General features: G+C 72.0%; 22 protein-coding genes and 1 pseudogene. 12 read left to right on the top strand and 11 right to left on the bottom strand.

Annotated elements, in window-relative coordinates; genetic code table 11:
- Positions 1–219: 219 nt before the first annotated feature.
- The 3 genes from OERS_RS21945 to OERS_RS04500 all read right to left on the bottom strand — a co-directional run bounded on the left by OERS_RS21945 (position 220) and on the right by OERS_RS04500 (position 3,755).
- Complete coding sequence (locus OERS_RS21945) at positions 220–1,791, bottom strand: RNA polymerase sigma factor (RefSeq protein WP_068624759.1); 1,572 nt, start codon at positions 1,789–1,791, stop codon at positions 220–222.
- A 296-nt stretch (positions 1,792–2,087) separates the two neighbouring features.
- Entirely contained in the window at positions 2,088–2,483 is a 396-nt protein-coding gene (locus tag OERS_RS04505; protein WP_056650215.1) for a universal stress protein, read from the bottom strand.
- Positions 2,484–2,600: 117 nt separating this feature from the next.
- Positions 2,601–3,755: a DUF4192 domain-containing protein gene (locus tag OERS_RS04500; protein ID WP_068624886.1), complete on the bottom strand. Its 1,155-nt coding sequence runs from the start codon at positions 3,753–3,755 to the stop codon at positions 2,601–2,603.
- 120 nt (positions 3,756–3,875) lie between these two features.
- On the opposite strand from OERS_RS04500, the gene OERS_RS04495 reads away from it, so the two are divergent.
- Together OERS_RS04495 and OERS_RS04490 are read left to right on the top strand one after the other, a co-directional pair.
- The gene (locus tag OERS_RS04495; protein WP_139107695.1) at positions 3,876–4,448 is read left to right on the top strand and encodes a hypothetical protein; all 573 of its coding nucleotides are present in this window, start codon (positions 3,876–3,878) and stop codon (positions 4,446–4,448) included.
- Positions 4,449–4,462: 14 nt separating this feature from the next.
- Complete coding sequence (locus OERS_RS04490; RefSeq protein WP_068624755.1) at positions 4,463–5,584, top strand: polyprenyl synthetase family protein; 1,122 nt, start codon at positions 4,463–4,465, stop codon at positions 5,582–5,584.
- Positions 5,585–5,702: 118 nt separating this feature from the next.
- Here OERS_RS04490 and OERS_RS04485 read toward each other — a convergent pair whose 3' ends face one another.
- Entirely contained in the window at positions 5,703–6,122 is a 420-nt protein-coding gene (locus OERS_RS04485) for an Rv2175c family DNA-binding protein (RefSeq protein WP_068624884.1), read from the bottom strand.
- Positions 6,123–6,250: 128 nt separating this feature from the next.
- Here OERS_RS04485 and pknB point away from each other — a divergent pair, with 128 nt between their 5' ends.
- A complete protein-coding gene (gene pknB / locus OERS_RS04480) occupies positions 6,251–8,374 on the top strand; it encodes a Stk1 family PASTA domain-containing Ser/Thr kinase (protein WP_068624753.1) in 2,124 nt (707 codons plus the stop codon).
- A 289-nt stretch (positions 8,375–8,663) separates the two neighbouring features.
- On the opposite strand, the gene OERS_RS04475 is transcribed toward pknB, so the two are convergent.
- The 3 genes from OERS_RS04475 to OERS_RS04465 all read right to left on the bottom strand — a co-directional run bounded on the left by OERS_RS04475 (position 8,664) and on the right by OERS_RS04465 (position 12,142).
- Positions 8,664–10,016, bottom strand: a complete 1,353-nt coding sequence (locus tag OERS_RS04475) for a class II 3-deoxy-7-phosphoheptulonate synthase (protein ID WP_068624751.1) — start codon at positions 10,014–10,016, stop codon at positions 8,664–8,666.
- A 7-nt stretch (positions 10,017–10,023) separates the two neighbouring features.
- A complete protein-coding gene (locus tag OERS_RS04470) occupies positions 10,024–11,262 on the bottom strand; it encodes a pyrophosphate--fructose-6-phosphate 1-phosphotransferase (RefSeq protein ID WP_056650236.1) in 1,239 nt (412 codons plus the stop codon).
- A gap of 88 nt (positions 11,263–11,350) precedes the next feature.
- Positions 11,351–12,142 carry a lysophospholipid acyltransferase family protein gene (locus OERS_RS04465; protein ID WP_248948343.1) on the bottom strand — a complete coding sequence of 264 codons (792 nt, stop codon included), beginning with the start codon at positions 12,140–12,142 and terminating at the stop codon, positions 11,351–11,353.
- Between the two features lie 60 nt (positions 12,143–12,202).
- Here OERS_RS04465 and OERS_RS04460 point away from each other — a divergent pair, with 60 nt between their 5' ends.
- On the top strand, positions 12,203–12,775 hold the full coding sequence (locus OERS_RS04460; RefSeq protein ID WP_068624750.1) for a hypothetical protein: 573 nt from the start codon (positions 12,203–12,205) through the stop codon (positions 12,773–12,775).
- A gap of 209 nt (positions 12,776–12,984) precedes the next feature.
- On the opposite strand, the gene OERS_RS04455 is transcribed toward OERS_RS04460, so the two are convergent.
- Positions 12,985–13,932, bottom strand: coding sequence for an ROK family glucokinase (locus OERS_RS04455; protein WP_056650244.1), 948 nt, complete (start codon positions 13,930–13,932; stop codon positions 12,985–12,987).
- Between the two features lie 263 nt (positions 13,933–14,195).
- Here OERS_RS04455 and OERS_RS04450 point away from each other — a divergent pair, with 263 nt between their 5' ends.
- Complete coding sequence (locus OERS_RS04450) at positions 14,196–16,007, top strand: AMP-dependent synthetase/ligase (protein WP_056650247.1); 1,812 nt, start codon at positions 14,196–14,198, stop codon at positions 16,005–16,007.
- 78 nt (positions 16,008–16,085) lie between these two features.
- Here OERS_RS04450 and OERS_RS04445 read toward each other — a convergent pair whose 3' ends face one another.
- Entirely contained in the window at positions 16,086–17,642 is a 1,557-nt protein-coding gene (locus tag OERS_RS04445) for an NYN domain-containing protein (RefSeq protein ID WP_068624747.1), read from the bottom strand.
- Between the two features lie 71 nt (positions 17,643–17,713).
- On the opposite strand from OERS_RS04445, the gene OERS_RS04440 reads away from it, so the two are divergent.
- Both OERS_RS04440 and OERS_RS04435 read left to right on the top strand, forming a co-directional pair.
- Positions 17,714–19,591: a DEDD exonuclease domain-containing protein gene (locus OERS_RS04440; RefSeq protein ID WP_083201219.1), complete on the top strand. Its 1,878-nt coding sequence runs from the start codon at positions 17,714–17,716 to the stop codon at positions 19,589–19,591.
- Complete coding sequence (locus OERS_RS04435; protein ID WP_056650255.1) at positions 19,585–19,866, top strand: Lrp/AsnC family transcriptional regulator; 282 nt, start codon at positions 19,585–19,587, stop codon at positions 19,864–19,866. The genes OERS_RS04440 and OERS_RS04435 overlap by 7 nt, the downstream gene beginning before the upstream one ends.
- A gap of 136 nt (positions 19,867–20,002) precedes the next feature.
- On the opposite strand, the gene trpD is transcribed toward OERS_RS04435, so the two are convergent.
- Together trpD and OERS_RS04425 are read right to left on the bottom strand one after the other, a co-directional pair.
- Positions 20,003–21,058 (bottom strand): anthranilate phosphoribosyltransferase, encoded by a 1,056-nt coding sequence (gene trpD, locus OERS_RS04430; protein ID WP_068624880.1) that lies wholly within the window; start codon positions 21,056–21,058, stop codon positions 20,003–20,005.
- 86 nt (positions 21,059–21,144) lie between these two features.
- Entirely contained in the window at positions 21,145–21,618 is a 474-nt protein-coding gene (locus tag OERS_RS04425; protein ID WP_231907549.1) for a hypothetical protein, read from the bottom strand.
- A 489-nt stretch (positions 21,619–22,107) separates the two neighbouring features.
- Here OERS_RS04425 and ctaE point away from each other — a divergent pair, with 489 nt between their 5' ends.
- From ctaE to OERS_RS04400, 5 genes and pseudogenes are all read left to right on the top strand, one after another.
- On the top strand, positions 22,108–22,758 hold the full coding sequence (gene ctaE, locus OERS_RS04420; protein WP_082608858.1) for an aa3-type cytochrome oxidase subunit III: 651 nt from the start codon (positions 22,108–22,110) through the stop codon (positions 22,756–22,758).
- A gap of 81 nt (positions 22,759–22,839) precedes the next feature.
- Complete coding sequence (gene qcrC, locus OERS_RS04415; protein ID WP_068624737.1) at positions 22,840–23,619, top strand: cytochrome bc1 complex diheme cytochrome c subunit; 780 nt, start codon at positions 22,840–22,842, stop codon at positions 23,617–23,619.
- Entirely contained in the window at positions 23,616–24,647 is a 1,032-nt protein-coding gene (gene qcrA, locus OERS_RS04410) for a cytochrome bc1 complex Rieske iron-sulfur subunit (RefSeq protein ID WP_068624734.1), read from the top strand. The genes qcrC and qcrA overlap by 4 nt, the downstream gene beginning before the upstream one ends.
- Positions 24,644–26,362, top strand: coding sequence for a cytochrome bc1 complex cytochrome b subunit (gene qcrB / locus OERS_RS04405; RefSeq protein ID WP_056650267.1), 1,719 nt, complete (start codon positions 24,644–24,646; stop codon positions 26,360–26,362). Before qcrA ends, qcrB begins: the two co-directional genes overlap by 4 nt.
- Before the next feature lie 180 nt (positions 26,363–26,542).
- A pseudogene (locus OERS_RS04400) lies at positions 26,543–26,678 on the top strand (superoxide dismutase); the annotation flags it as partial.

Genomic DNA, 26,678 nt, shown 5'->3' with positions numbered 1-26,678 from the left:
GGAGCAGCGCCCGTGCCGCTCCCGACGGCGCGGCGCGCCTCGCGCAGGCCCTCGCCAGCACGCGACGCTCCCCCGTGCCCGACGGCGCCACGCGCCCCCCGTACCCCGTCTCGCCCGGGCCGGGCCGGGCCGGCGCGGGCAGGGCGCACGACCCCGGACGTACGAGAGGCCCGCACCCCTCGCGGGGTGCGGGCCTCTCGGCGCTGCTGGTGGAACCGGTCAGTCCAGGTAGTCGCGCAGGACCTGCGAGCGGCTCGGGTGACGCAGCTTCGACATGGTCTTGGACTCGATCTGACGGATGCGCTCGCGCGTCACGCCGTAGACCTTGCCGATCTCGTCGAGCGTCTTGGGCTGCCCGTCGCTCAGGCCGAAGCGCATGGAGACCACGCCGGCCTCACGCTCGGAGAGCGTGTCGAGGACCTGGTGCAGCTGCTCCTGGAGCAGCGTGAAGCTCACGGCGTCCGCGGGGACGACGGCCTCGGAGTCCTCGATGAGGTCACCGAACTCGCTGTCGCCGTCCTCGCCGAGCGGCGTGTGCAGCGAGATGGGCTCGCGGCCGTACTTCTGGACCTCGACGACCTTCTCGGGGGTCATGTCGAGCTCCTTGGCGAGCTCCTCCGGGGTGGGCTCGCGGCCCAGGTCCTGAAGCATCTGGCGCTGCACGCGGGCCAGCTTGTTGATGACCTCGACCATGTGCACCGGGATACGGATGGTGCGGGCCTGGTCGGCCATGGCTCGCGTGATGGCCTGACGGATCCACCACGTCGCGTACGTCGAGAACTTGTAGCCCTTGGTGTAGTCGAACTTCTCGACCGCACGGATCAGACCGAGGTTGCCCTCCTGGATCAGGTCCAGGAAGAGCATGCCGCGGCCCGTGTAGCGCTTGGCGAGCGAGACGACCAGACGCAGGTTGGCCTCGAGCAGGTGGTTCTTGGCGCGACGACCGTCGCCCGAGATCCACTCGAGCTCACGGCGCAGCTTGGGCTCGAACGTGTCGCCCGAGCTCAGGCGCTCCTCGGCGAACAGTCCGGCCTCGATGCGCTTGGCGAGCTCGACCTCCTGCTCGGCGTTCAGCAGCGCGACCTTGCCGATCTGCTTGAGGTAGTCCTTGACCGGGTCCGCCGTGGCGCCCGCGGTCACGACCTGCTGGGCAGGGGCGTCGTCGTCGTCCGCGTCGGAGTAGACGAAGCCACGCGACTCGTCGGCCTCCTCGGCGGGCTTGGCGGCGGTCGCGGGGGTCTCCGCGTCGTCGTCGGTCTCGACGAGGTCCTCGACCACGACCTCGTCGGAGTCCTCGTCGTCCTTGGCGCCGCGCTTGCGGCGCGTCGTGGCCGCGGCCTTGGGTGCAGCCGTCTTGGCCGTCGTGGCACGCTTGCGCGCCGCGGGGGCCTTGGCGGCAGGCGCTGCGGCCTCGTCGGTCGCGGCGTCCGTGGACTCAGCCGCGGCGGCTGCGGTGGCCGCAGCGGTGCGCGTCGTCGTGACGGCACCTGCCCGCGGGGTCGCGGCCTTCTTGGTGGCGGGCTTGACGGCCCGCGACGTCGTGGTGGAGCGCGAGGAGGTGGCAGCGGCAACCTTGGTCGCGACGGGGATCTCGACCTCGACACCGGCACCGGCCAGTGCACGCAGCACGGCCTTCAGACGCTTGGGGTCGCCGATCGTCGCGCTCTCGCAGGCGTTGCGGAAGCTCTCGGCGTCGACCCGGCCGTTCTCACTGCCCTTGCGCAGCAGTTCCTGCAACGCGGGGTGTTCGAACTCGTGCGGGAGAGCGGGGTTCTGGGAAGAGGGCGCCACAAACCGACCTTTCGGCAATCACTGGAGGGGCGTGCCCGGGAGATCGGAGGACTCTCGGATCATGTGCGGACACCTATATTGTACCGGCCGAACCGTCGTCGGACGCCGGTGAAGCGTGTTCCGACGCGGGTGAGTTGCCGCCAACGGGCCTGCACACGTCCACTCCGCTGCTGTCGTCCCCTGGTCAACGCACCGGAGCCGCGGAAGATTCCCCCCGACGATGGTCCTGGTCACACCCTCCTGCCCGCGCGCGTCGCGGCCGTCCGGGCGACGCCTCACGGGTCCTGCGAGCCGTGTCAGGGTCGGTGGGGCTTGACCGCGAGCACCGGGCAGGGAGCGTCCAGGAGGATGCGCTGGGCGTTGGACCCGAGGATGAGCTTGCCGACCGGGCTCCGCCGCCGCAGACCGATGACGATCAGGCCGGCACCATGGGTCTCCGCGGTCGCCACCAGGTCCTCGGCGACCTCGCCCGTGCCCGTCACGACCTGGTGAGGGATACCTGCCTCGTCGAGCGGCGCCGTGATCCGGGCGATGTCGGCGAGCCGCTCCTCGACCTGCTCGGGGAGGGACCGGCCGTCCTTGTCGCTCACGACGACCAGGAGCTCGCTCCGACGGCTGATCGCCTCGTCGACGGCCGTGCCGAGCGCCTCGCGCCCCTCGGGGGTGGACAGGTAGCCGACAACGACTGTCATGGGAATCCTCCGTCATGCCTGAGGCATGCCTGCTGGCGCGCGCAGGACGGGCTGCTCCCGGGCTGCGGACCGGGACCACCCCGGCAGGTGCGACGGTACCGGAACGCCCGTGGATCCTCACCTCGCGGCACCTGCCTCGGCGCGGGCCCAACCCGGCGCGAGCCCCGCCTCGAGCGCGCTCCTCACGAGGAGCGCGAGCCGGTAGGCGGGATCCGCGTCGAGCGCCCTCCTGAGCCGGTCCGCGGCGAGCCCGCCGTCGCCCTCCCACCAGGCGAGGAGGGCGAGGAGCGTGAGCGCCGGCGCCTGTCGCCCCGTGCGGCCGGCTCCCACGACGGCCTCGAGGACCGTGCGTGCGCTCCGCACGACGTCCGGGTCCGGCGGGAGCCCGACCGCGGGGTCGACCATCGCCGCGATGGCCGAGGCGGTCCCCGCCTCGACCTGCGGTCCCGGGACGGCGGTCGCGGTGAGGCGCGCGACGTCCTCGGTGCCCGCGGCGAACGAGAGCAGGACGGCGTCCCGGACCGGGATGCTCTCGAGCGCCGCCTCGAGGCGTCCCAGGAGGGCGGGCGGAAGCGCCGTCTCGCCCACACCCTCCCGCCGTTCGGCGACCGCGACGGCGGACCGCCACGCCTCGAGCCCTCCGGCCCGCCAGCGGGCTGCGGCGTCCCCGCCGACCGCGAGCGCCTTCTCGCGGTCGGCGCGCCAGCGCGCGGAGGCCCTGACGGCCCGACGGCGCAGCGCGGGCTCGAGGACCGGGATCGCGAAGGAGTGGGCCCGGGAGGGCGCGACCGCAGCCCCCGCGAGGACCATGTGCGCGCCGACCTGGGTGGACTCGAGGTCGGTGAGGGGCCTGCCTGCCGCGGGGCAGCACGCCTCGTCGAGGCAGTCGAGCGAGGAGTACCCCCGCGGGCCCACGACCCAGACCTCGAGGTCGCCGAGGAAGTCCTCGGCGGCCTCCCGGCAGTGCTCGACCGCCGCACGCTCACGGGCCGCCGGGGCGCCGCCCACGCGCAGGTCCACGTCGGTGTACACGACGAGCACCGCGCGCCGTGCACCGTCGGCGCACAGGTGGGACACGAGCGTGCGGGCGACCTGCGGGCCGTGCTCGAGGTCCGCGAGGTCGGCCAGGTCCGTACGGGCGACCAGGCCCACCCGGCCGCGCGGGGCGCGCAGGCTGATCAGGACCGCGCTGTCGGCGGGGCGGTACCCGAGCCGGAAGGGGACGTAGGCGAGAAGCTCGCGGGGCCCGCGGGCCCGGATCGTGGTCGTCATGTCGCTCATCCCACCGCGCGACCGGCGTCCTGAGGAGAGGGCGGGCACGGCTGTGGACATCGGACCGGGCCGGCAGGGCTGTGGTCGAGCCACGCACCGCGCAATGACTACGGTGTGGGGGTGCGTCGTCCATCTGACTCGATCGATCGCCTCCGGACCGTGGGGGCGACCGCCGCCGCGGCCTGCCTCGCGCTCGGTCTGCTCGCGGGCTGTTCGGCCCCCGCCGACTCTCCGACCGGACCCGACCGCGGCACGGGCGCGACGCCGTCGGGCGATGCCTCCGCCCCGCCCCCCGAGGGCCTGTCCCCCGTTGCCGACATGCCCTCGTTCGACGCGAGCTCCGTCGCCGGCTCGCTCGTCGAGGGCTTCCCGGCCGACGTCGTCCCCGTCCCGCCCGAGGCGCAGGTCCTCGCGAGCTCCGCGGCCGACGTCGAGGGCCAGCCCCTGCGCCAGGTCACGCTCAACCTCTCGTCGACCGCCTCGGTCCAGGAGATCCTCGACTTCTACTCGCAGGCGATGGCCGCGGCGGGCTTCACCGCGGTCGAGGGCTCCTCGACGGGCGGCCTGAGCGGCCAGGCCGCGTTCAACCGGGCGACGCCCGAGGGCGCGACCGAGACCCTGTTCGTGGGCGTCCTCGACACCGAGGACGCCCGGCTCGTGACGGTCAGCGGGCAGGTCGCGCCTCCCGCGTGACCTAGGCTGCGGTCATGCCTGCTGACGCCCCTGCGCCCGCCTCCCTGCCCGTCGACCGCGAGAACCTCCGCCCCGACGTCGACGCGGCTCTCAGCGCCTTCCTCGACGCCCAGCGCGCCCAGCTCGCCGCGATCGGCGAGGACGCCGCCCCCCTCGCCCAGGCGACCGCCGACCTGCTCACGGGCGGCAAGCGTCTGCGAGCCGCCTTCTGCTACTGGTCCTGGCGCGCGCACGGCGGCCAGGTCGACGACGGGCGCCGGCGCGCCGCCGTCCGGACGGGCGCCGCGCTCGAGCTCTTCCAGGCGGCCGCGCTCTTCCACGACGACGTCATGGACAACTCCGACACCCGGCGCGGCCGCCCCGCCGCGCACCGGGCGTTCGCGGCCCGGCACCGCGACGCGGCCTGGTCCGGCAGCGACGTCCAGTACGGCTCGTCGGCCGCGATCCTGCTCGGCGACCTGTGCCTCATCGGGAGCCAGGCGGAGATCCGTGGGGCGCTCGTCGGGGTCCCCGAGGACGTCGCGCTGCGGACCCGGACGCTGTTCGACGACATGCAGACCGAGGTCACGGTCGGGCAGTACCTCGACGTGCTCGCGCAGGCCGTGCCGTGGGGCCAGGACCTCGACGCCGACGAGGCCAGGGCCCGCGCGGTGATCCGCTCGAAGTCCGCCCGGTACTCGGTCGAGCACCCGCTCGCGCTGGGGGCGGCCCTCGCGGGCGCGTCCCCCGACCGTCTCGCGGCGGTGCCCACCTACGGTCTGCCGATCGGCGAGGCGTTCCAGCTCCGCGACGACCTGCTGGGAGTGTTCGGCGACCCGTCCACGACGGGCAAGCCCGCCGGGGACGACCTGCGCGAGGGCAAGCGGACCGTGCTGGTCTCGCGGGCGCTGCGGACCGCGACGCCTGCCCAGCGCGAGCTGCTGCTGGGTGCTCTGGGCGACCCCGCGCTGGACCTGGCCACGGTCGACACGCTGCGTGGGCTGCTGGTCGAGACCGGCGCGGTCGCGGCGGTCGAGCGGCTCATCGACGAGCTGAGCGAGCAGGCCTTCGCAGCGCTCGACGCAGCCGACCTCGCGGCGCCTGGTGCCGAGGTGGTCGCCGAGCTCGCGCGCGCCGCGGTGCAGCGCACGGCCTGAGGCTCGGCGCGTCGGCGTCGGGCCGTTCCCGGCCCGTGCTGCGCCTCCGGCGGCGCACGTCCGACGGTCGCCGCTCGACGGTGCGCGTCACCGCCGAGCGCCGCCGGGGGTCAGGACGTCAGAGCAGCGCCTGGGCGACCCGGCGCACCTCGGCCTTGCGGCCGGCGAGCAGCGCCTCCATGGGCGACGTCCCGAGCGCCTCGTCCGGGCTGAAGAGCCACGCGATGATCTCCGCGTCGGTGAAGCCGAAGTCGGTGAGGACCGCGACCGTGCCCTGCACGGACATGAGCACCACGTGGCGCCCGTCCTCGGGGTTCTCGGGGGCGGGCGCCACGTTGGCGGGGTTGGCCCGGTGCGCCGGGACCACGAAGGCGGCGGGGATCTGGAACGAGGTGCGTTCGCCGCGCTTGACGCCGACGACGCGCCGGTCCTGGACGATGCTGCGGGCCTGCGTCACGGTCGTGCCGAGCACCTCGGCGAGTTGGGGAAGGGTCAGCCACTCGGGAACGAGCTGCTCGAGGTCAGTCACATCAGTCACGGGACCAGCGTACGTGGCTCCGGGCACGGCGCCCGCCCACCCGTCGCTCACGATCCGTCCGCACGACCCCCACCACCACGATGCGGCGCCTCACCGGTTCCACGTCCCAGGACGCCTAGACTTCCCACGTGGCAACTGTGACGACTGATCCGTTCGTCGGCCGCCTGGTCGACGGGCGGTACGAGGTCGTGTCCAAGATCGCCCGTGGCGGCATGGCCACGGTGTACCTGGCGCTGGACCGACGACTCGACCGCGAGGTCGCGCTCAAGGTCATGCACCCCCACCTGGCCGAGGGCTCGGACGGCGCGGAGTTCGTCTCGCGCTTCCGGCGCGAGGCGCGGGCCGCGGCGGGCCTGACCCACGCGGGCGTGGTCGCCGTCTACGACCAGGGGATCGACGGCGAGACCAGCTACCTGACCATGGAGTACGTACCGGGCACGACGCTCCGCCACGTCCTGCAGGACGAGCGCGCGCTGGCCGTGGGCCGCACCCTCGAGCTGCTCGAGGAGATCCTGGACGCCCTGGCTGCGGCCCACCGCAAGGGCCTGGTCCACCGCGACGTCAAGCCGGAGAACGTCCTGATCGACTCGTCGGGGCACGTCAAGGTCGCGGACTTCGGTCTCGCGCGCGCTGTGACGGAGGCCGCGTCGACCGCGACCAGCACCATCCTCGGCACGGTCGCCTACCTCGGCCCCGAGCTGATCACGTCGGGCCGCTGCGACGCACGGACGGACGTGTACGCGGTCGGTGTCATGGCCTACGAGATGCTCACGGGCCGCCTTCCCTACACGGGCGAGACCCCGCTGCAGGTCGCCTTCCAGCACGTCAACTCCGACGTGCCGCCGCCCTCCGACGTCGAACCGTGGCTCCCCGCCGAGCTCGACGTGCTGGTCTGCGCCCTCGCGGCGCGCACGCCCGACGACCGTCCCGTCGACGCCGGGGCGGCCCTGACCCTGGTGCGCCAGACCCGGGCCGCGCTCGACCCGGCCGTCCTCGACCGGCGATCGGTCCCCGCGAGCAGCGGCACGGCCGGCGCGGTGGGCACGGCAGGCACGGACCGAAAGAGCCCGGACTCCGGCGCGACGGCGGTGCTGGCCTCGGTCGCCGCGGTGGGGGCCGCGACGGCCGGCGCGTCTCGCGCCGCCGTGGACAGGCAGGCCGGTTCCCCCGCGCCCGCCCAGCCCGACTCGACCCCCACGACCGTCCTCACAGGCATCGGGCCCGCGTCGACCGCTCACCTGGTCACGACGTCGGCCCAGGGCGACGGCGTGCAGCACACGCTCGCGATGTCGCGCGGCGACCTGGCGGTCGACGGCCCCGACGACGGCACCCCCTCACCCCGGTCACGCCGTCGGCGTGCCGGCTGGTGGTGGTTCGTGGTCGTCCTGTTCCTCGCCGGGGCCGCTGTCGGCGCGTCCTGGTGGTTCCTCAGCGGCCCGGGCGCCTACACGGCCGTCCCCGGGAACCTGGTGGGCGCGACGCAGGCCGAGGCCGAGACGACGCTCCGGGCGGTCGACCTGCGCAGCACGGTCAAGGAGGCCTACGACGACAGCTTCCCGGCCGGCACGGTGATCTCGACCGATCCCCCCGCGGGCGGCAAGGTCCGCAAGGACGGTGCGGTGAACCTGCTGGTCTCGCTCGGGGTCAAGATGCTCGACGTCCCGACCGGGCTCGTCGGGACCACGGCTGACTCGGCGACCGCTGCCCTCGAGGCCGCGGGCTTCGAGGTCGGCGACCCGGTCGAGGACTACAGCGACAACATGCCCGCGGGCGACGTGCTCGCCGTCTCGGTGCCCGAGGGCAGCTCGCAGCCCCACAGCACCGTCGTCCAGCTGACGGTCTCCCAGGGGCCTGCCCCCGTGACGGTCCCGCAGGTCGTGGGGCTCGAGAAGGAGGCCGCGCTCAAGGCCCTCACCGACCTCGGCCTCGACCCGAGCTCGACCGACGACTACTCCGAGACGGTCGCCGCGGGGCTCGTCATCAGCCAGACCCCCGAGAACGGGAGCGAGGGTCACCGCGGTGACAAGGTCGCGCTCGTCGTCTCGCTCGGCCCACCGCTCGTCGAGATCCCCAACACCTACGGGCGCAACGTCACCGAGGCCGAGAAGATGCTCAAGGACGCGGGCTTCGTCGTCGAGGTGCGCCACCCGCAGGGCATCAGCCCGCTCAACATCGTCTACGCCCAGTCACCCGAGGGCGGGGCCGGGAAGACCGCGCCCAAGGGGTCGACGGTCGTCGTCAACGTCTTCTGACGTGCTCGGTCTTCTGATCGGCTCGGTCTCCGGACCCTGCTCGGTCTTCTGACCCCGGCTCGGCCACCTGGCCGTTCGCGAGGTAGAGGGCTCGCGTCGAGGTAGCGGGCTGCACGCCTCTACCTCGACGGTTCTCCTCTACCTCGCGGCCCCCTCCGGGCCCCTCGACCTCGCACACTCCCTCTCCCCCTGCACGAGACAGCCCGACGGCGGCGCACCTGCGGGTGCGCCGCCGTCGGGCTGCGTGGGTCTTCCCGGGCCTCGGGCCCGGTCGTGAGCGGACGCCGGCTCAGCGCGCCTGGAGCATCTCCGCGACCTGGAACGCCATCTCGAGCGACTGCTGGTGGTTCAGGCGCGGGTCCACGAGGGTCTCGTAACGCAGGGCCAGCCCCGCGTCGTCGATCTCCTCGCTGCCGCCCAGCACCTCGGTCACGTCGTCGCCCGTGAGCTCGACGTGCAGTCCGCCGGGCACCGTGCCGAGCGAGCGATGGACCTCGAAGAAGCCGCGGACCTCGTCCAGGACGTCCTCGAGGCGGCGCGTCTTGTACCCGCTGTCCGAGGTGATGGTGTTGCCGTGCATGGGGTCCGTGACCCACGTGACGGGGGCGCCGGACTCGCGCACGGCCTCGACGAGCGCGGGCAGCGCGTCGCGGATCCGACCCGCTCCCATGCGCGTGATGAACGTCAGCCGGCCCGGGATCGCGTCCGGGTTGAGCTTGTCGATCAGGCGCAGCGCGTCGTCGGGAGCCGTGGTGGGACCGAGCTTGACCCCGATCGGGTTGGCCACGCGCGACAGGAAGTCCACGTGCGCGCCGTCGAGCTGGCGCGTGCGCTCACCGATCCACAGGAAGTGCCCCGAGGTGTCGTACGCGTTGCCCGAGCGCGAGTCGATGCGCGTGAGCGAGCGCTCGTAGTCGAGGATGAGCGCCTCGTGGCTCACGAAGAACTCGACCGTGCGCAGCGCGTCGAAGTCGACCCCGCACGCCTTCATGAAGCGGATCGCACGGTCGATCTCCGCGGCCGTGCTCTCGTAGCGCGCGTATGCGGGGTTGCGCATGAAGCCGCGGTTCCACTCGTGCACCTGTCGCAGGTCGGCGAAACCGCCACCCGTGAACGCCCGGACCACGTTGAGGGTCGCCGACGAGATCCGGTAGGCCTGCATGAGCCGCTCGGGGTCCGGGACGCGGTCCTCGGTCGTGAAGGCGTGCCCGTTGACCATGTCGCCGCGGTACGCGGGCAGCGTGACCCCCTCGCGCGTCTCGTCGTTCGAGCTGCGCGGCTTGGCGTACTGCCCCGCGAGCCGACCCATCTTCACGATGGGCATGCTCGCGCCGTGCGTCAGGATCACGGCCATCTGCAGGATGGTGCGGACCTTGTTGCGGATGCGCAGGGCGTTGGCGTCCGCGAACGTCTCGGCGCAGTCACCGCCCTGCAGGAGGAAGGACTCACCCCGGCCCGCGGCGGCGAGCCGCGAGCGCAGGGTGTCGGCCTCCGAGGGGACCACGAGCGGCGCGGAGGCCGCGAGCCGCGCGGACACGTCCGCGAGGGCCGCGGCGTCGGGCCACGTGGGTTGCTGCTGCGCGACGAGGGAACGGAACGCGTCCAGTCCCTGGGTGATCTCCGCGCCGGTCGTGGTCGCCATCAGCGGATCAGTGCGCCGTGGGAGCAGCGGGCACGAGCGGCTGGCCGATCTCGCCCAGCAGGTCGCCGAACCACGGCTGGGAGACGTCGAACGCCTTGCCGCCCGCGATGCGCGGGAACTCGATCGCGCGCAGGCGGTCGCCGTTCTCCTCGTCGTGGCCGATCACGCCCGACTCGCCCTTGAACGCGCAGTCCACGGCGAGGTCCGTCATCGACTTGATGAGGCGCAGGTCCTCGGCGTTCGCGGCCGCGGCGCGCGAGTAGTAGCCCGACTTCTGGACCATGGTCTTCTCGGCGCCGAGCTTCTCCGCGAACTGCTTGGCGAACCAGGCACCCGGGTTGATGGTGTCGAGCTTGACGTGGCCGAACGGGTCGCGCTCGACCGTCTCGCCCGACGCCTCGAGCTGCGCGACGATCTCGTTCATGCCCGCGCCCTCGGACAGGAAGATGTTGACGTTGCCGACCTCGTCCATGACGGTGCGCAGACGCGCGGCCTCGGCCTCGATGTCGAGCGCGAGCTCGGGGACGAACACCGCGTGGATGTCCCACCGCTCCTTGGTCAGGCCGATGCCCGGGACCCACTCCTGCGTGTCGAGCCACTTGCGGTACTCGGCGGCCGAGGCGGCGGTCAGCCAGCCGCAGTGACGGCCCATGACCTCGTGCACGATCAGCATGCGCGGGCCCGAGCGGTGCTCGCCGATGATGTTGCGCGCGAAGCCCGCGGCCTCCTCGGCGGCGGTCCACGCACCGAGCGACTGACGGATCGGGATCACGTCGTTGTCGATCGTCTTGGGCAGGCCCACGACCGTGAGCTCGTAGTCGTTCTCGTGCAGGTAGGCCGCGAGGTCCGCCGCGGTCGTGTTGGTGTCGTCGCCACCGATGGTGTGCAGGACGTCGACGCCGTCGGCCTTGAGCTGCTCCGCGGCGACCTGCAGCGGGTCCTGGCCCTCCTGGACGAGGCCGCGCTTGACGCAGTCCTTCGCGTTGGTGAGCTTGACGCGCGAGTTGCCGATCGGCGAGCCGCCGAAGCGGTGCAGGATGCCCGCGTTCTTCCGGGTCTCCTCGTCGACGACGATCTTGTTGCCGGTCAGCAGGCCGTGGTAGCCGTGCTGGTAGGCGATGATCTCGACCTCGGGGGCGAGCTCGGTGTAGCGCTCGATCAGACCGCCCACGGCGGAGGACAGGCACGGGGCGAAACCACCGGCCGTCAGGAGTGCGACGCGACGAACCTGCCGACGATCAGACATAGCAAAGGAGCCTCTCGTTGAAGGATGCCGCCGTGCCTGCGTCGATCGACGCCGGGGATCCCCCGGGGCAGCGGGACGGCCTGCTCCCTCAGTCTACTGACGGCGCGGGGTCCTCCTGCGGCGGTTCCGGCACCTGGACGTCCGGGACCGGCCTGCCGCCCGGCGCTACGGGCGAGGCGGGAGGTGTGGTAGCGGCGGGTCCGGCCGCGAGGCGCGCCTTGGCCGTCGCGGCGTAGATGTCCACGTACTCCTGGCCCGACAGGCTCATGATCGCGTACATGATCTCGTCCGCGACGGCGCGCAGGATGAAGCGGTCGTTCTCCATGCCCTTGTAGCGGCTGAAGTCGAGCGGCTCGCCGATCACGATCCCGATCCGCATGGGCTTGGGGATCACCTTGCCGATGGGCTGGGCGATGTTGGTGCCGATCATCGCGACCGGGACGACGGGCGCGCCGGACTCGAGCGCGAGGCGGGCCACGCCGGTCTTGCCGCGGTACAGGCGCCCGTCGGGGCTGCGTGTGCCCTCGGGGTAGATGCCGAACAGCTCGCCGTCGCCCAGGACCCGCAGGCCCGTGTTGAGCGCGGCCTCGCTGGCCTTGCCGCCCGCACGGTCGACGGGGATGGTGCCCACGCCCCGCATGAACCCGGCCGTCAGACGCCCTTTGACGCCTTTGCCCGTGAAGTAGTCGGACTTCCCGAGGAACTGGACCTTGCGGTTCAGCACGAGGGGCAGGATGAAGGAGTCGATGACCGCGAGGTGGTTGCTCGCGAGGATCGCTCCGCCCTCGTCGGGGACGTTGTCGACGCCGCGCGTCCACGGACGGTACAGCAGCCGGAGCAGGGGGCCGACCATCACCTGCTTCATGAACCAGTAGAACAACGTTCCTCCTTGGAGCACCCCGCGAACACGGGCTGCGGTTCCGACTCTAGAGTGAACCCCATGGCCGCACCGAATGCAGGACCGCAGGACGAGAACGACGGGAAGGACGACGCGATCGAGCCGACCGACGACCAGCCGACCACGCCGAAGGACGACCTCCCCGACGTCGAGGCCCGCTGGGCCGACATCGTGGCGGACCTCTCGGACGTCTCGGCCGCGGCGGAGTCGGCCGTCGCCGAGGCGGGTCCCGGCCCGTCCGGGCCCGACGCGCGCCCCTCGGCCCCGCGCGACCTGCACGAGACGTTCCCGGTCGCGCCCTGGGTCCAGGGCCCGGCCGGCCCCCGGGACTGGCCGACCACGCCCGAGGTCGAGGACCTCGAGGAGGCCGAGAGCCACTTCACCCCCCCGGACCCGGACATCGGCATGGGCCGCGACCCGCTGCTCACCATGGCCTGGGGCCTGGTCGCCGGCATCCCGATCCTCCTGCTCGTCGGGATGGTCGTGCTCCGCCCGTTCCCGACGATCGTGGCCCAGGTCGCGGGCGGCCTGTTCCTGGTCGGGCTCGCGGTGCTCGTGTGGCGCATGCCCCACCGCCGTGAGGACGACCGTGCGGGGCCGGGCGCCGTCGTCTGACGGACGCCTCCCGCACGCACCGCGGCAGGGTCCGGGCGGCGCCGGGTCGTGCGCTCCCGTGCCCGACGACGTCGCGCACCCCGGGTGCGCTGCGCACCCGGGCGGGACGACCGACCGGCCATCTCCCCTGACGGGGCGTGCCGAGCAGCCGGACGGCCCACGACCTCGTGCAGAGGTCGGGGGCCGTTCCCGTGACAGAGGCGATGCGACTAGCTGCGAGCGAGGTCCGCGGCGCCGACGATGCCGGCCTCGTTGCCCTGCTGGGCGAGGTCGATCTGCGCCTCGGGGCGGTGCCCACGAGCCGAGAGCTGGTCGGCGAACGCCTTGCGCACGGGCTGGAGCAGCAGGTCGCCGGCTGCGCCGACGCCACCGCCGATGACGATCAGCTCGGGGTCGAGCAGGGCCGTCACCGAAGCGGCACCCTCGCCGATCCACCGGCCGAGGGTCGCGAGCAGCTCGATCGCGAGCTCGTCGCCGTCCTGCGCGGCCTGCGTGATCTGGGGGCCGTTGAGCTTGGAGGCGTCGCCGCCCGCGAGCTCGAGCAGCGCGGCAGCCCGGTCCGGCTGGGCGATGAGCGCGGCCTGGCCGTCGCGCACGAGCGCGCTGCCCGACGCGTACTGCTCCCAGCAGCCCTCGTGGCCGCACCCGCAGTAGTGCCCGCCGGGCACGACGCGCATGTGCCCGACCTCGGCCGCCACACCCCAGCGACCGCGCACGAGCTTGCGGTCGACGATGATCGCGCCGCCCAGCCCCGTGCCGACCGTGAGCATGAGCATGTCCGAGGCGTCGCGTCCCGCGCCGAACTGGAACTCGGCCCAGCCCGCGGCGTTGGCGTCGTTCTCGACGACGATCTTCACGTCGTCGTCGCCGATCAGCGCGCGGACCTTGTCGGCCAGCGGGTACTCGCGCCACGCGATGTTGGGGGCGAAGAGGACCGACGTGCGGTCGGGGCTCACGAAGCCGGCTGCGGCCAGGCCCATGGCCTCGACCTCGAACTCCTTGGACAGCTCGGCGTACACGTCCGCGACCGCTGCGTCGATGCTCGCGACGTCGTCGGGCTCGGTGTCGCGACGCGTCTGCGCAAGGATCTTGCCGTTCTCGTCGACCACACCCGCGGCGATCTTCGTTCCGCCGATGTCGACTCCGATGGCATGCATGTCAGGTCCTCACTCACGTAGCGGTCTGGAACTCACAGGATGGGAACACCCGCCGGTAACGGTTGTGCACCGCCTCGGCATCGGTTCTGCGTACGTCCGTCGGCTCCGATCGTCGGTCGATCCCGGCGTTCGCCCAGGTACGGCCTGAAATCTTGCGCAACAGCGCACAGCACCATGAAGAGTACCGACTCGGAGGCGGTCAACGACACTTCCGACCTGTGGGTAGTGTTCTCACACCGTCGACTTCTGCCACTGGAGCCAGCATGGACGAGTTCAGCGCACCGCGCATCATCGATGTCGATCCCCTCGACAACCTCAACGACCTCTTCGCCAGCCGTGTCGCGGCCGGGCCCGACCAGCCGATGGTCGAGGTCAAGAGCGGGCCGGGCGCCCCCTGGAAGACACTGACCGCACGGGAGGTCGACGCCGACGTCGTCTCCGTCGCCAAGGGCCTCGTGGCCCTGGGCATCCAGCCCGGCGAGCACGTCGGCATCATGTCCCGCACCCGCTACGAGTGGACCCTGCTCGACTGGGCCACGTGGGCCGCGGGAGCGGTGCCCGTGCCGCTCTACGAGACCTCGAGCGCCGAGCAGGTCCAGTGGATCCTCTCGGACGCGGGGGTCAGGCTGCTGGTGGTCGAGTCCCCCGCGCACGCCGCCACGGTCGAGGAGGTCCGGGCACAGGCGCCCGAGCTGGGCCAGGTGTTCGTGATCGACGACGGCGGGATCGCCGCGCTCAAGGAGGCGGGCAAGGACGTCAGCGACGACGAGATCGCCCGCCGTCGCGGCCTCGCGAACCTCGCGGACGTCGCGACCATCATCTACACCTCGGGCACCACGGGACGGCCCAAGGGCGCCGAGCTCACGCACGAGAACTTCTACTCGCTGACCGTCAACGCCGTGAAGGCGCTGCCCGAGGTCTTCGCCGAGGCGAACGGTCGCACGCTGCTGTTCATGCCCCTGGCGCACGTGTTCGCGCGCTTCATCGGCGTGCTCGTCGTGGCGGGCGGCACGGTCCTCGGGCACACCCCGGACACCAAGACCCTCCTCGAGGACCTGGGCGAGTTCAAGCCGACCTACATCCTCTCGGTCCCCCGCGTGTTCGAGAAGGTCTACAACTCCTCGGAGCAGAAGGCCGCCGCCGGCGGCAAGGTCAAGATCTTCCACTGGGCCGCCGCGACCGCGATCGCCTACTCCCGCGCCCTGGACGACCCCAAGGGCCCGGGCATCGGTCTCAAGCTCCAGCACAAGGTCGCCGACGCGCTCGTCTACAAGAAGCTGCGCGCGGCGCTCGGCGGGCAGACCAAGTGGGCCGTCTCGGGCGGCGCCCCGCTCGGCGAGCGGCTCGGACACTTCTACCGCGGCATCGGCGTGCGCATCCTCGAGGGCTACGGCCTGACCGAGACCACCGCGCCGACGTCGGTGAACCGTCCGACCGCGACCAAGATCGGCACCGTCGGGCCCCAGCTCCCGGGCTGCGGGGCCAGGATCGCCGAGGACGGCGAGATCCTCCTCAAGGGCCACCACGTGTTCCGCGGGTACCACAACAACCCGCAGGCCACGCAGGACGCGTTCGTCGACGGCTGGTTCCGCACGGGCGACCTGGGCTCGCTCGACGCCGACGGGTTCCTGCGCATCACGGGCCGCAAGAAGGAGATCATCGTGACCGCCGGCGGCAAGAACGTCGCCCCGGCCGTGCTCGAGGACCGCATCCGTGCGCACGCCCTGGTCAGCCAGTGCGTGGTCGTCGGGGACGGGCAGCCGTTCATCGGCGCGCTCATGACGATCGATCCCGAGGGCCTGCCCGGGTGGCTCGCGATGCACGGCAAGGAGCCCATGACCGTCGAGGCCGCGGCGATCGACGTCGACGTCCTCGCAGCGCTCGACACCGCCGTGGACCGCGCCAACAAGGCCGTCTCGCGCGCCGAGTCCATCCGCAAGTTCACGATCCTGACGACGGACTTCACGGTCGAGAACGGCTACCTGACGCCCTCGCTCAAGGTCAAGCGCAACGTCGTGCTCCAGGACTTCTCGGTCGAGGTCGACGCGATCTACGCGGGTGCTGCCGCCCACTGATCCGCACGGAGAGCGCACAGCAGGACGGCCGGTCCCCACGAGGGGGGCCGGCCGTCCTGCTGTCCGCGGTCCCCGCTCTCAGAGCCGCGCGAGCCGCGCGACGAGCGCGGGCGACCCGATCGCCACGGCCCCCATGGCCTGGACGTCGTCCGCGACCTCCCGGTCGCTCGTGACGACCGCGACGGGCCGGCCTTCCGGCTCGGCCGCGACGAGCCGGCGGATCAGGTGGTCGGCGATCTCGCCCGACGTGAACAGCACGCGTACCCCGCGGGTGCTCGCGGGCGGCAGGTGGCCCAGGTCCTGGCCGTCGAAGCAGCACGTGACCTCGGCCCCCGTGCGCGACGCGACGCGCACGAGCCCGTCCACGAGACGGCGGCGCTGCTGCGCGAGGGTCAGCGCACCGAAGCCGGTCTTGGTCACGTTGTACCCGTCGACGATCAGGTGCATCTGGGGGACGGCCAGGACGTCGTCGAGCAGCGCGGGATCGTCCCCGGCACGCCCGCGCGACCCGGGCCGGGTGCGGCCGGGGACCCCCGGGGCACCCGCGCTGTCCGCGGGAGCGACGGTGTCGGCCGGGCGGAGCGTGGTCGGCGGGATCCCGAGCTCGCGACGGAGCCCGACGGCCGCGTCCACGACCGTCTCCAGCAGGAGCCGGGCGCGCGCGTTGGCCAGCTCGGCACCGGTGTGCGTGAGCGTGCGCGCCTCGTCCCGGGCCGCGTGCGCCCGGTCGAGCGCGACCGACGCCTCGCGCCGCTCGTCGGCGGCCCGGGCCGCGAGCGCCTCGGCAGCCTCGGTGCGCGCGGCAGCCTCGGCGAGCGCTGACCGCGCCTCGGCGCGGGCACGGTCGGCGTCCGAGCGGAGCTTGCGCTCCTGCCGACGCAGGGTCGCGATCTCGGCCCGCGCCTCCTCGAGCGCTGCGCGGTCCGCCGCCGCTGCCTCCTGGGCCGCGGCGAGCTCCGCGACGGCCCGGTCGCGCTCCCCCGCGGCGCGCTCGGCCTCCAGCGCGCGGCGCTGCGCCTCGGCCTGCGCCTCGAGGGCCTCGGCCGCGCGGGCCAGGTGGGCCTCCCAGCCGTCTGGCCGCAGGAGGAACGCGCCGACGGCCAGCTCCACGAGGTCGCTCGCGGCCCGCGCTCCCTCGCCCTCCCCCTGCCCGACGGCGGGGCTCCGGTCCCGCACGGGAGCCTCACCTGTCGTCGTGCCCGAGTCGTCCGACCTGGGGGTGGGGACCAGGGCCTCCGCCGCCTCGGGCGCGGCGTCGTCGCGCGCCTCGTCTGCCGTGCCCACCTCGCACCGGGCACCGTCACCTCCCGCGGACGTGCCGCCGTCGGGCCGGAGGGCTCGTGCCTCCCGCGGGTGCGCCGAGCTCCACGCGGCCGCGACCGCGTGCCGGAACGACGCGCTGGTCTCGAGCGCCTGCCACAACGGCGCCGCGCCCGACACCGCGCGCCGGCGTGGCGCGAACGTGCGGACCCTGCGCAGGGGAACCGGGACGGTGGACGGCTCCCAGGTGCCCAGAACACGCGCCGAGAGCTCGAGGAGCTGGGTGCGGACGACGGAGGGGACGACGAGCGGGTCGGGCGGCGCGTCGTCCGACCGATGCGGTGTGTCCTTCTTGTCCCGACTCGTCCCATCCATGGGTCCACACTACGGGCAGCGATCACGCATCGCGCGGACGGCGTGTCAGTGCCCGCGGCTACCTTCGCCCCATGTCGTCCACGACCGTCCCCACCCGGGACGCACCACACCGACCACCCGCGCCGGGCGGGCCCCGGTTGCTCTCGGTCCAGGCCTTCACGCCCACGGCGGTCGAGGGAGCCGCTCCGGTCCAGCTCGGGCTCGACGAGCTCGGTACGCCCCTGCAGGACGTGACCTTCGTGGTCGTGGACCTCGAGACGACGGGCGGCTCGCCCGCCTCGGCCGGGATCACGGAGATCGGCGCGGTCAAGGTCCGCGGCGGCGAGGTGCTCGGCGAGTTCCAGACCCTCGTCAACCCGGGCACCCCGGTCCCCGCGTTCATCGCGCGCCTCACGGGGATCACCACGGGGATGGTCGCGACCGCCCCACCCATCGAGGCCGTGCTGCCCAGCTTCCTGGAGTTCTCCCGCGGCTCGGTGCTCGTCGCGCACAACGCGCCGTTCGACATCGGCTTCCTCAAGGCCGCCGCCCGGGACGCGGGCTACGAGTGGCCGGGCAACCAGGTCCTCGACACCGTGCCGCTCGCACGACGCGTCGTGACCCGCGACGAGGCCCCCAACCACAAGCTCTCGACCCTGGCCGCGCTCTTCCACGCGACCGTGACCCCCGAGCACCGCGCGCTGGCCGACGCGCGCGCGACGGTCGACGTGCTGCACGCGCTGCTCGAACGCATGGCGCCGTTCGGGGTCACGCACCTCGAGGACCTCGCGACCGCGACCGACCCCGTCCCGGCCGACGTCCGGCGCAAGCGCACGCTCGCCGACGGACTTCCCGACGGGCCGGGTGTCTACATGTTCCGTGGTCCCGGCGAGGAGGTCCTCTACGTGGGCACCTCGACGTCGATCAGGCGCCGGGTGCGCAGCTACTTCACGGCCGCGGAGAAGCGTGGCCGCATGACCGAGATGGTCCGGATCGCCCACGCCGTCACGCCGGTCGAGTGCGCCACGGTGCTCGAGGCCCAGGTGCGCGAGCTCCGGCTGATCGCCGAGCACTCGCCGCGCTACAACCGTCGGTCCAAGTTCCCCGAACGCATGAGCTGGGTCCGTCTGACGAGCGAGCACCACCCCCGCCTGTCGATCGTCCAGGACGTGCGCGCGGACGCCGCGCACATCGGTCCGTACTCGTCGCGGCGCCAGGCACAGCTCGCGATCGACGCCCTGCACGACGCCCTCCCCGTGCGCCAGTGCACCTCGCGGCTCCCGCTGCTGCCCGCCCGGGGGGCGAGCGCGTGCGCCCTCGCCGAGATGGGACGCTGCGGCGCTCCGTGCACCACCGCGCAGGAGCCGCAGGGCTACCCGGCCGTGGCGGGGCGCGCACGGGCGACCATGCTCACCGACCCGGCCGACGTCGTCGAGCACCTGACCGCGCGCATCGCCGAGCTCGCCGCGACCGAGCGCTACGAGCAGGCCGCCGACGTCACCTCCCGGCTCGAGGCCTTCCTCCTGGGCGCCGGGCGCGCCCAACGGCTCCACCCGCTCGCGGCGTGCGCCCAGCTCGTCGCTGCCCGCCCCGTCGAGGGCTCCCGCTGGGAGATCGTGGTCGTGCGGCACGCGCGGCTCGCCGCCACGGGCCTCTCCCCCTCCGGCGCCGACCCCTGGCCGACGATCGACGCGCTCGTCGCGACAGCCGAGGACGTCCCGGCCCCCGTGGCGCCCGCGCCCGCGTGCCACCCCCACGAGGCCGACCTGGTCCTGGGATGGCTCGAGCAGCCAGGGGTCCGGCTCGTCGACGTCAGCCACCCGCTCGCGTGGCCCGTCCGCTCGGCCCGCGCCTTCGCGGACGGCACCCGCACCGCGCAGCGCGTCGCCCACCACGGCAGGGCTAGATTGGGCAGCGGTTCCCCGACCGGCGAACCACGTGCCACGGACCCGACGGAGGACCCATGCTGACCGCGATCGTGCTGATCGACACCGAACCGAACCTCATCCCGGAGGTCGCCTCGCACGTCGCCTCGCTCAAGGGTGTCAGCGAGGTCTACTCGGTGACCGGCAAGGCGGACCTCGTCGCGATGGTGCGCGTCAACGAGCACGACGACCTCGCCGACGTGATCGCCGACAAGATCAGCAAGGTGCACGGCGTGCTGCGCACCGAGACGTTCATCGCGTTCCGCGCGTACTCCGACGTGGACCTCGAGCAGGCGTTCGCCCTCGGCCTGGACGACTGACCCGCGCAGGTCGAGGCGGACCGGGCAGGGCGCCGCACCACGAGCCGGCGCGCGGCGCCGCACAGGCAGCTCCGGTCCTGACGAACCGCTGGAACCCCGGTGGGGCGGCCCTCGCAGGCCGCCCCACCGGTACGTGTCAGCGCGACGACGCGGCGACCCAGCGGTCGAGAGCGGCCGCGGCCGCCCCCGAGTCGATGCTCGTGGCGGCGTGCTGCATGCCGGCCGCGAGGCGCTCGACGAGGGTTCCCTCCCCGGTCCCCGGCAGGCTCGCGTCCGCCACGAGCGCGGCTGCTGCGTTGAGCAGGACCGTCTCTCGCGCGGGGCCCGGGTCGCCCGCGAAGACGCGCCGGGCGACCTCGGCGTTGAACACCGCGTCGGCCCCGCGCAGGTCCTCGACCGTGATCCGCTGGAGACCGAGGTCGCGGGCCGCGTCGAGCGAGTGGACGGTCACCGCCCCGTCGCGCACCTCCCAGATCGTCGAGGTGCCCGTCGACGCCAGCTCGTCGAGGCCGTCGTCGCCGCGGAAGACAATCGCCGACGCACCACGGGACGCGAAGACCCCCGCGACGAGCGGCGCCATGCGCTCGTCGGCCACCCCGATCGCGGCGGCGCGAGGCTGCGCCGGGTTCGTGAGCGGCCCCAGGAAGTTGAAGGCGGTCGGTACGCCGAGCTCCTTGCGAGCGACCGCCGAGTGCCGGAACGAGGGGTGGAAGACCTGCGCGAAGCAGAACGTGATGCCGACCTCGTCGACGATCTGGGCCACGCGCTCGGGTGCCTGGTCCAGCCGGATGCCCAGGACCTCGAGCACGTCCGCCGACCCCGACGAGGACGACGCGGCACGGTTGCCGTGCTTGACGACGCGCACCCCGGTCCCGGCGATGACCACGGCGGCCATCGTCGAGACGTTGACCGTGTGCGCACGATCGCCCCCCGTCCCCACGATGTCGACCGAGGGGCCCGCGACCTGGAAACGCGTGGCGTGCGCGAGCATCGAGTCCGCGAGGCCCCGCAGCTCACCGACCGTCTCGCCCTTGGACCGCAGAGCGATCAGGAACGCTCCGAGGCGGACGGGGCTGACCTCGCCCGTCATCACCCTGTCCATGGCCCATGCGGTCTGCGCGGCGCTCAGGTCATGGCCGGCGATGAGCTCCGTGAGGAGCCCGGGCCACGTCGGCTCCGGCTGCTCGGACACCAGGACGGTGGCCGTCGGCGTGGGGTCGGAGGAAGCGTGTGCCGGGTTGCCCGGGGTCGTGGTCACAGGACCTGCCCTTCATGAGGTCATTCGATCAGCGAGACGATCGCCCGCTGCAGCTCGATCGCGTCGAAGGGCCGAGGAACGGCATCGTCGGCGAGCGACCACGATGCTAGCCAACCGTCCTGGGGCCTGCCCGTGAGGACCAGAACGGGAGGGCACTCGTAGATCTCGTTCTTGAGCTGACGGGACAGCCCCATGCCCCCGGCCTTGTCGGCCTCGCCGTCGAGCACGAGGAGGTCCCAGCCGCCCGCGTCGGCCGCGGCGACGACCGCAGGAGCGGTCGCGACCTCCTTCCAGACGATGTCAGGAGCACCGACCCGGACCCGACGCCCGACCGCCATCCGGACCTGCTCGCGGACGGTCGCGTCGTCGCTGTAGAGCAGGATGCGGGGAGCGCGCGCCTCACGGGGCGCGGTGGTCGGCTCGACGGCCGTCCCCTGGGCCGACAGCGCGCTGCCGGGGGACGTGGTCGTCGTGCCGCTCGTGGTCGACGTCATCGTCGCCTCCATCTCGTTCGGGTCTCACGTGGTCCCGACCGGTGCCGGCCGGGTCTGGTGGCACCACGCCCGCGGTGCACGGTCGCCGACCGGCACCTGCTCGACGGGCACAGCGCTCCCCGGCATCTTGGCACGTCGGGTCCCGCCACGGCACCCCCCGCACCGGCCGCGGCCGTCCCACGTCCGCCCACCGGACAGGGCAGCGCCCGCGACCGGCATCGTCGCGAGGGCGAGACGACCGTCGAGGCGCCTCGCGTGCCGTCGGGAGCGCCGGTCATTGTCGTCGTTTCATGGCAATTCCCAGCGCACCGTCAGGAAATACCCTGGGCCGCACTCTTCGCAGAACGCCCGGAATGACGCCCTTTCATGGCACTTCAACGCGATCCGTCACGAAGTGCAGGGCTTGGTGGGGAGATCTGGAGACTTTGTGAGATTCGCCGCGCGCCACCCCCCGGTTCGATGGCCCAAATCGCTCCGACGTCGGCCATAATGGCTGGTGTGTCGACCGCAACGGCTGCCCCCCACGCCCACCAGCACGTGAGCGTCAACCGACCGAACCCAGTTTCGGTCGGGACGATCGTGTGGCTGGCCAGCGAGCTCATGTTCTTCGCTGGACTGTTCGCTATGTACTTCACCGCACGCTCGGTGATCCCGGCAGAGGAGTGGGCTTCTCAGACCGAGAAGCTCAACATCCCCTTCGCCGTGATCAACACGTCGGTGCTGGTCCTGTCCTCCGTGACCTGCCAGCTCGGAGTCCTCGCGGCGGAGCGCTTCCAGCCCGTCCGCACCGGATCGATCTTCCAGGTCAACCGGTGGGGGATGAACGAGTGGATCACGCTCACGTACATCATGGGTTCGTTCTTCATCGGTGGTCAGATCTACGAGTACGCCGAGCTCGTGCACGAGGGACTGACCATCTCGTCGCACCCCTACGGCTCGGTCTTCTTCATGGCCACGGGCTTCCACGGCATCCACGTCGTCGGTGGTCTGATCGCCTTCCTGTTCCTTCTCGGCCGGTCCTTCTCCGCCAAGAACTTCGGGCACCACGAGGCCACGACCGGCATCGTGACGTCCTACTACTGGCACTTCGTCGACGTCGTGTGGATCGCGCTGTTCTTCGTGATCTACATCCTTCGTTGACGCGGTGACGCCCGCGGCACCGATGCCCGGACAACCACACCTGCCCCCTGCACCCCCCACTTGCGAGACGAGGATCATTTCGTGAAGGCACTCGCCGCCCGCAGACACCACCGCTTCGCTCCGGTCGTGCTGCTGCTGCTGGCGCTGCTGGTCACCGGCGGCGTCTACGCCGCCTTTGCCCCGAGTCCAGCCAGCGCTGACACCGCCAGCACTGAGGACATCGAGACTGGCCAGAAGCTTTTCCAGGCGAACTGCGCCACCTGCCACGGCCCGAACGCGGAGGGCTCGGACACCGTTCCGTCCCTCGTCGGCGTCGGTGCGGCCGCTGTCGACTTCCAGGTGTCGACCGGTCGTATGCCCATGCAGATGGAGGGCCCTCAGGCCATCCAGAAGCCGCGCCAGTTCGACGACGAGCAGACTGCGCAGCTCGCTGCGTACATCGCGTCCCTGGGCGCCGGCCCGGCGATCCCGACCGCCGAGCAGATCGACGCCTCGCTCGGCGACCCCGCGAACGGCGCGGCCGTCTTCCGCACCAACTGCGCGATGTGCCACAACGCCGTCGGCGCGGGCGGTGCTCTCTCGGAGGGCAAGTTCGCCCCTGCGCTGTGGGACACCTCCGAGCGCAACATCTACCAGGCCATGCTGACCGGCCCGCAGTCCATGCCGGTCTTCAACGACATGAACATCACGCCCGACGAGAAGCGCGACGTCATCGCGTTCCTCGTCGACCAGCGCCAGGGTTCTGCCGGTGGACTTGACCTCGGCTCTCTCGGCCCCGTCAGCGAGGGCCTCTGGGCGTGGATCGTCGGGCTCGGCCTGCTGATCGGCGCCGCTGTGTGGATCGGAGCGAAGTCGTCGTGAGCGACAACCAGAACTCGACGGACCTGACGAAGCAGGGCGGGCAGGAGCTCGACCGCTTCCAGGATCCGGGTATCCCGGCTCACAAGAGCCGGATGGCAGACCGTGACCCCCAGGCCGCCAAGCGTGCCGAGATGCAGGTCGTGATCCTCTTCACGATCTCGATCATCGGCACCATCGGCATGCTGGTCGCCTTCTTCGCCCTGCCGGAGGACACCTCCATCGCGGGCATCCGTATGGCGAACCTCATCATCGGGCTCGGCCTGGCCTTCGCGCTGCTCGGCATCGGTCTCGCGGCCGTGCACTGGGCCAAGACGCTCATGTCGGACCACGAGCACGTCGACGAGCGCCACGCGCAGCGCAGCTCGGACGCAGTCCGTGCCGAGGCCGTGCAGGCCCTCACCGAGGGCGCTGAGGACTCGGGCATCGCCCGCCGTGGCGTGCTCAAGGGCGCGGTCGTGACGGCCCTCGCGCTGTTCCCCCTCGCGATCGCTGTTCCCCTCGTGGCAGAGGTGGGTGGAGACTGGAACGTCAGCAAGTTCCGTCACACCCTCTGGAAGCCCAAGATGCGCCTCGCGCTCGACCCGTCGGGCCGCCCGATCAAGGCCGAGGACGTCACGATCGGCAGCGCCTTCCACGTGATCCCGGACGTGCCCGAGGAGGTGCGCAACTCCCACGAGTGGATCTCGGAGAAGGCCAAGGCGATCGTCCTGATGGTCCGCCTCGACCCGCGTGACCTCAAGGAGGCCCCGGACCGCAAGGACTGGTCCTACGACGGCATCGTCGCGTACTCCAAGGTCTGCACCCACGTCGGCTGCCCCGTCGCGCTCTACGAGCAGCAGACGCACCACCTGCTGTGCCCGTGCCACCAGTCGACCTTCGACGTCGCGGACGGCGCCAAGGTCGTCTTCGGCCCGGCCAAGAGGCCGCTCCCGCAGCTGCCGATCACCGTTGACGACGAGGGTTACCTGGTTGCGCAGAGCGACTTCCACGAGCCCGTCGGACCGAGCTACTGGGAGCGCCTGAAGTGAGCACCAGCACCGCGGGACCCGCTGAAGCGACCGCAGACTACCTGGACCAGCGGACCGGCATCGCCGGGGCCGTGAAGGAGTTCGCCCGGAAGGTCTTCCCTGACCACTGGTCGTTCCTCCTGGGCGAGATCGCCCTCTACTCCTTCGTCGTCCTGATCATCTCGGGATTCTTCCTGACGATGTTCTTCGTGCCGAGCATGGGCCTGGTCACGTACCACGGTGAGCCGGCGACCATGAACGGCGTGCTCATGTCCGAGGCCTTCGCCTCGACGCTGCACACCTCGTTCGAGGTGCGCGGCGGCCTGCTCATGCGCCAGATCCACCACTGGTCGGCGCTGCTGTTCATGGCCGCGATCGTGACCCACATGATGCGCGTGTTCTTCACCGGCGCGTTCCGCAAGCCCCGCGAGCTCAACTGGATGGTCGGGTTCCTCCTGATGATCATGGGGCTCGCCGCGGGCTTCACGGGCTACTCGCTCCCGGACGACGTCCTGTCCGGCAACGGCCTGCGCATCACCGACGGCGTGGTCAAGTCGATCCCGGTCATCGGGTCGTACATGTCCTACTTCATCTTCGGTGGCGAGTTCCCGGGCGAGCACATCATCCCGAGGCTCTTCACGCTCCACATCCTCGTGGTCCCGGGCCTCATCCTGGCGCTCGTCGCGCTCCACCTGTTCTTCGTCGTGCTGCACAAGCACACGCAGTACCCGGGTGGCGGCCGCACCAACGGCAACGTCGTGGGCTTCCCGCTCTTCCCCGTGTACGTCGCCAAGGCCGGTGGCTTCTTCTTCGTGGTGTTCGGCGTCATCGCCGCCATGGGCGCCACGATGGCCATCAACAACGTGTGGAACTACGGGCCGTACGACCCCTCCCCCGTGTCGGCGGGCGCACAGCCCGACTGGTACATGCTCTTCCTCGAGGGTTCGCTACGACTCATGCCGGGGCAGACCGAGTACGTGATCGCGGGCTACACGCTCTCGCTCAACATCCTCATCCCGGCGGTCGTGATCCCGGGCCTGCTGTTCACGTTCCTCGCGGTCTACCCGTTCCTCGAGGCCGCGGTGACCAAGGACAAGCGCGAGCACCACGTGCTCGACCGCCCGCGCAACGTCCCGGTCCGCACCGGGCTCGGTGTCGCGTTCCTGACGGCGTTCATCATCCTGGCCCTGGCCGGGTCGAACGACCTCATCGCGACGCACTTCCACCTGTCGATCAACGCGATCACCTGGGTCTTCCGAGTCCTGCTCTTCGTCGGTCCGGTGATCGCCTTCTGGATCACCAAGCGCATCTGCCTCGGCCTCCAGCGCAAGGACCGCGAGCTCGTCCTGCACGGGCACGAGACCGGCCGCATCGTGCGCTTCGCGCACGGCGAGTACATCGAGGTCCACCGTCCGCTCGACGAGCAGGAGCGCTGGCTCCGTGTGAACTACACGGCCCACGCCCCGCTCGAGATCGACCCGGCGACCGACTCGCGCGGTGTCCGCCGCAAGCGCTACAAGAAGGACCGTCGACTCCAGCGCCTGTCGCAGTTCTTCTACGAGGACCGGGTCGAGCCCGTGACCCCGTCCGAGCTCGCGGCATCGCACTCGCACGGAGAACACGACGCCCTGGGCGCCGCGGACACGACGCACGCCGTCGAGTCCGGGTCGGCCGTGGGTGGCGGCAGCCACATCGTCAGCCCTGACGACACCGGGGCCGGCAGCACCAAGCACTGACCCGCTCCCCCGCGGAGCACCAGAAGACCCGTGAGACTGTCTCGGCCGCGGCCGGAACAATCTCACGGGTCTTCTGCGTTCCACCGGTGTCGCGTTCGATCGCATTTGCCGCTCTCGAGCGCGTTCGTCAAAGATGTCGCTCCTCTCCGGCGCGGCACACGATCCAGGAGGCAATCCGGCATGGCTGTGTACACCCTTCCCGAGCTGTCGTACGACTACGGCGCACTCGAGCCCCACATCTCCGGCCGCATCATGGAGCTGCACCACTCCAAGCACCACCAGGCCTACGTGACCGGCGCCAACACCGCGCTCGACA

Source organism: Oerskovia enterophila, from assembly GCF_001692445.1.
GTDB classification, from domain to species: domain Bacteria; phylum Actinomycetota; class Actinomycetes; order Actinomycetales; family Cellulomonadaceae; genus Oerskovia; species Oerskovia enterophila.
The sequence above is the reverse complement of the archived record's forward strand: the minus strand, read 5'-3'. Positions and strand labels throughout refer to the sequence as shown.

Excerpts from the sequence above, each read along its gene's own strand:
- OERS_RS04440 (WP_083201219.1), top strand. The coding sequence starts at position 17,714 with ATGTCGTCCACGACCGTCCCCACCCGGGACGCACCACACCGACCACCC.
- OERS_RS04455 (WP_056650244.1), bottom strand. The coding sequence starts at position 13,932 with ATGCATGCCATCGGAGTCGACATCGGCGGAACGAAGATCGCCGCGGGT.
- OERS_RS04470 (WP_056650236.1), bottom strand. The coding sequence starts at position 11,262 with ATGTCTGATCGTCGGCAGGTTCGTCGCGTCGCACTCCTGACGGCCGGT.
- OERS_RS04475 (WP_068624751.1), bottom strand. The coding sequence starts at position 10,016 with ATGGCGACCACGACCGGCGCGGAGATCACCCAGGGACTGGACGCGTTC.
- OERS_RS04450 (WP_056650247.1), top strand. The coding sequence starts at position 14,196 with ATGGACGAGTTCAGCGCACCGCGCATCATCGATGTCGATCCCCTCGAC.
- OERS_RS04445 (WP_068624747.1), bottom strand. The coding sequence starts at position 17,642 with ATGGATGGGACGAGTCGGGACAAGAAGGACACACCGCATCGGTCGGAC.
- OERS_RS04490 (WP_068624755.1), top strand. The coding sequence starts at position 4,463 with ATGCCTGCTGACGCCCCTGCGCCCGCCTCCCTGCCCGTCGACCGCGAG.
- OERS_RS04425 (WP_231907549.1), bottom strand. The coding sequence starts at position 21,618 with ATGACGTCGACCACGAGCGGCACGACGACCACGTCCCCCGGCAGCGCG.
- OERS_RS04500 (WP_068624886.1), bottom strand. The coding sequence starts at position 3,755 with ATGACGACCACGATCCGGGCCCGCGGGCCCCGCGAGCTTCTCGCCTAC.
- ctaE (WP_082608858.1), top strand. The coding sequence starts at position 22,108 with ATGGCTGGTGTGTCGACCGCAACGGCTGCCCCCCACGCCCACCAGCAC.
- OERS_RS04460 (WP_068624750.1), top strand. The coding sequence starts at position 12,203 with ATGGCCGCACCGAATGCAGGACCGCAGGACGAGAACGACGGGAAGGAC.
- OERS_RS04505 (WP_056650215.1), bottom strand. The coding sequence starts at position 2,483 with ATGACAGTCGTTGTCGGCTACCTGTCCACCCCCGAGGGGCGCGAGGCG.
- OERS_RS04435 (WP_056650255.1), top strand. The coding sequence starts at position 19,585 with ATGCTGACCGCGATCGTGCTGATCGACACCGAACCGAACCTCATCCCG.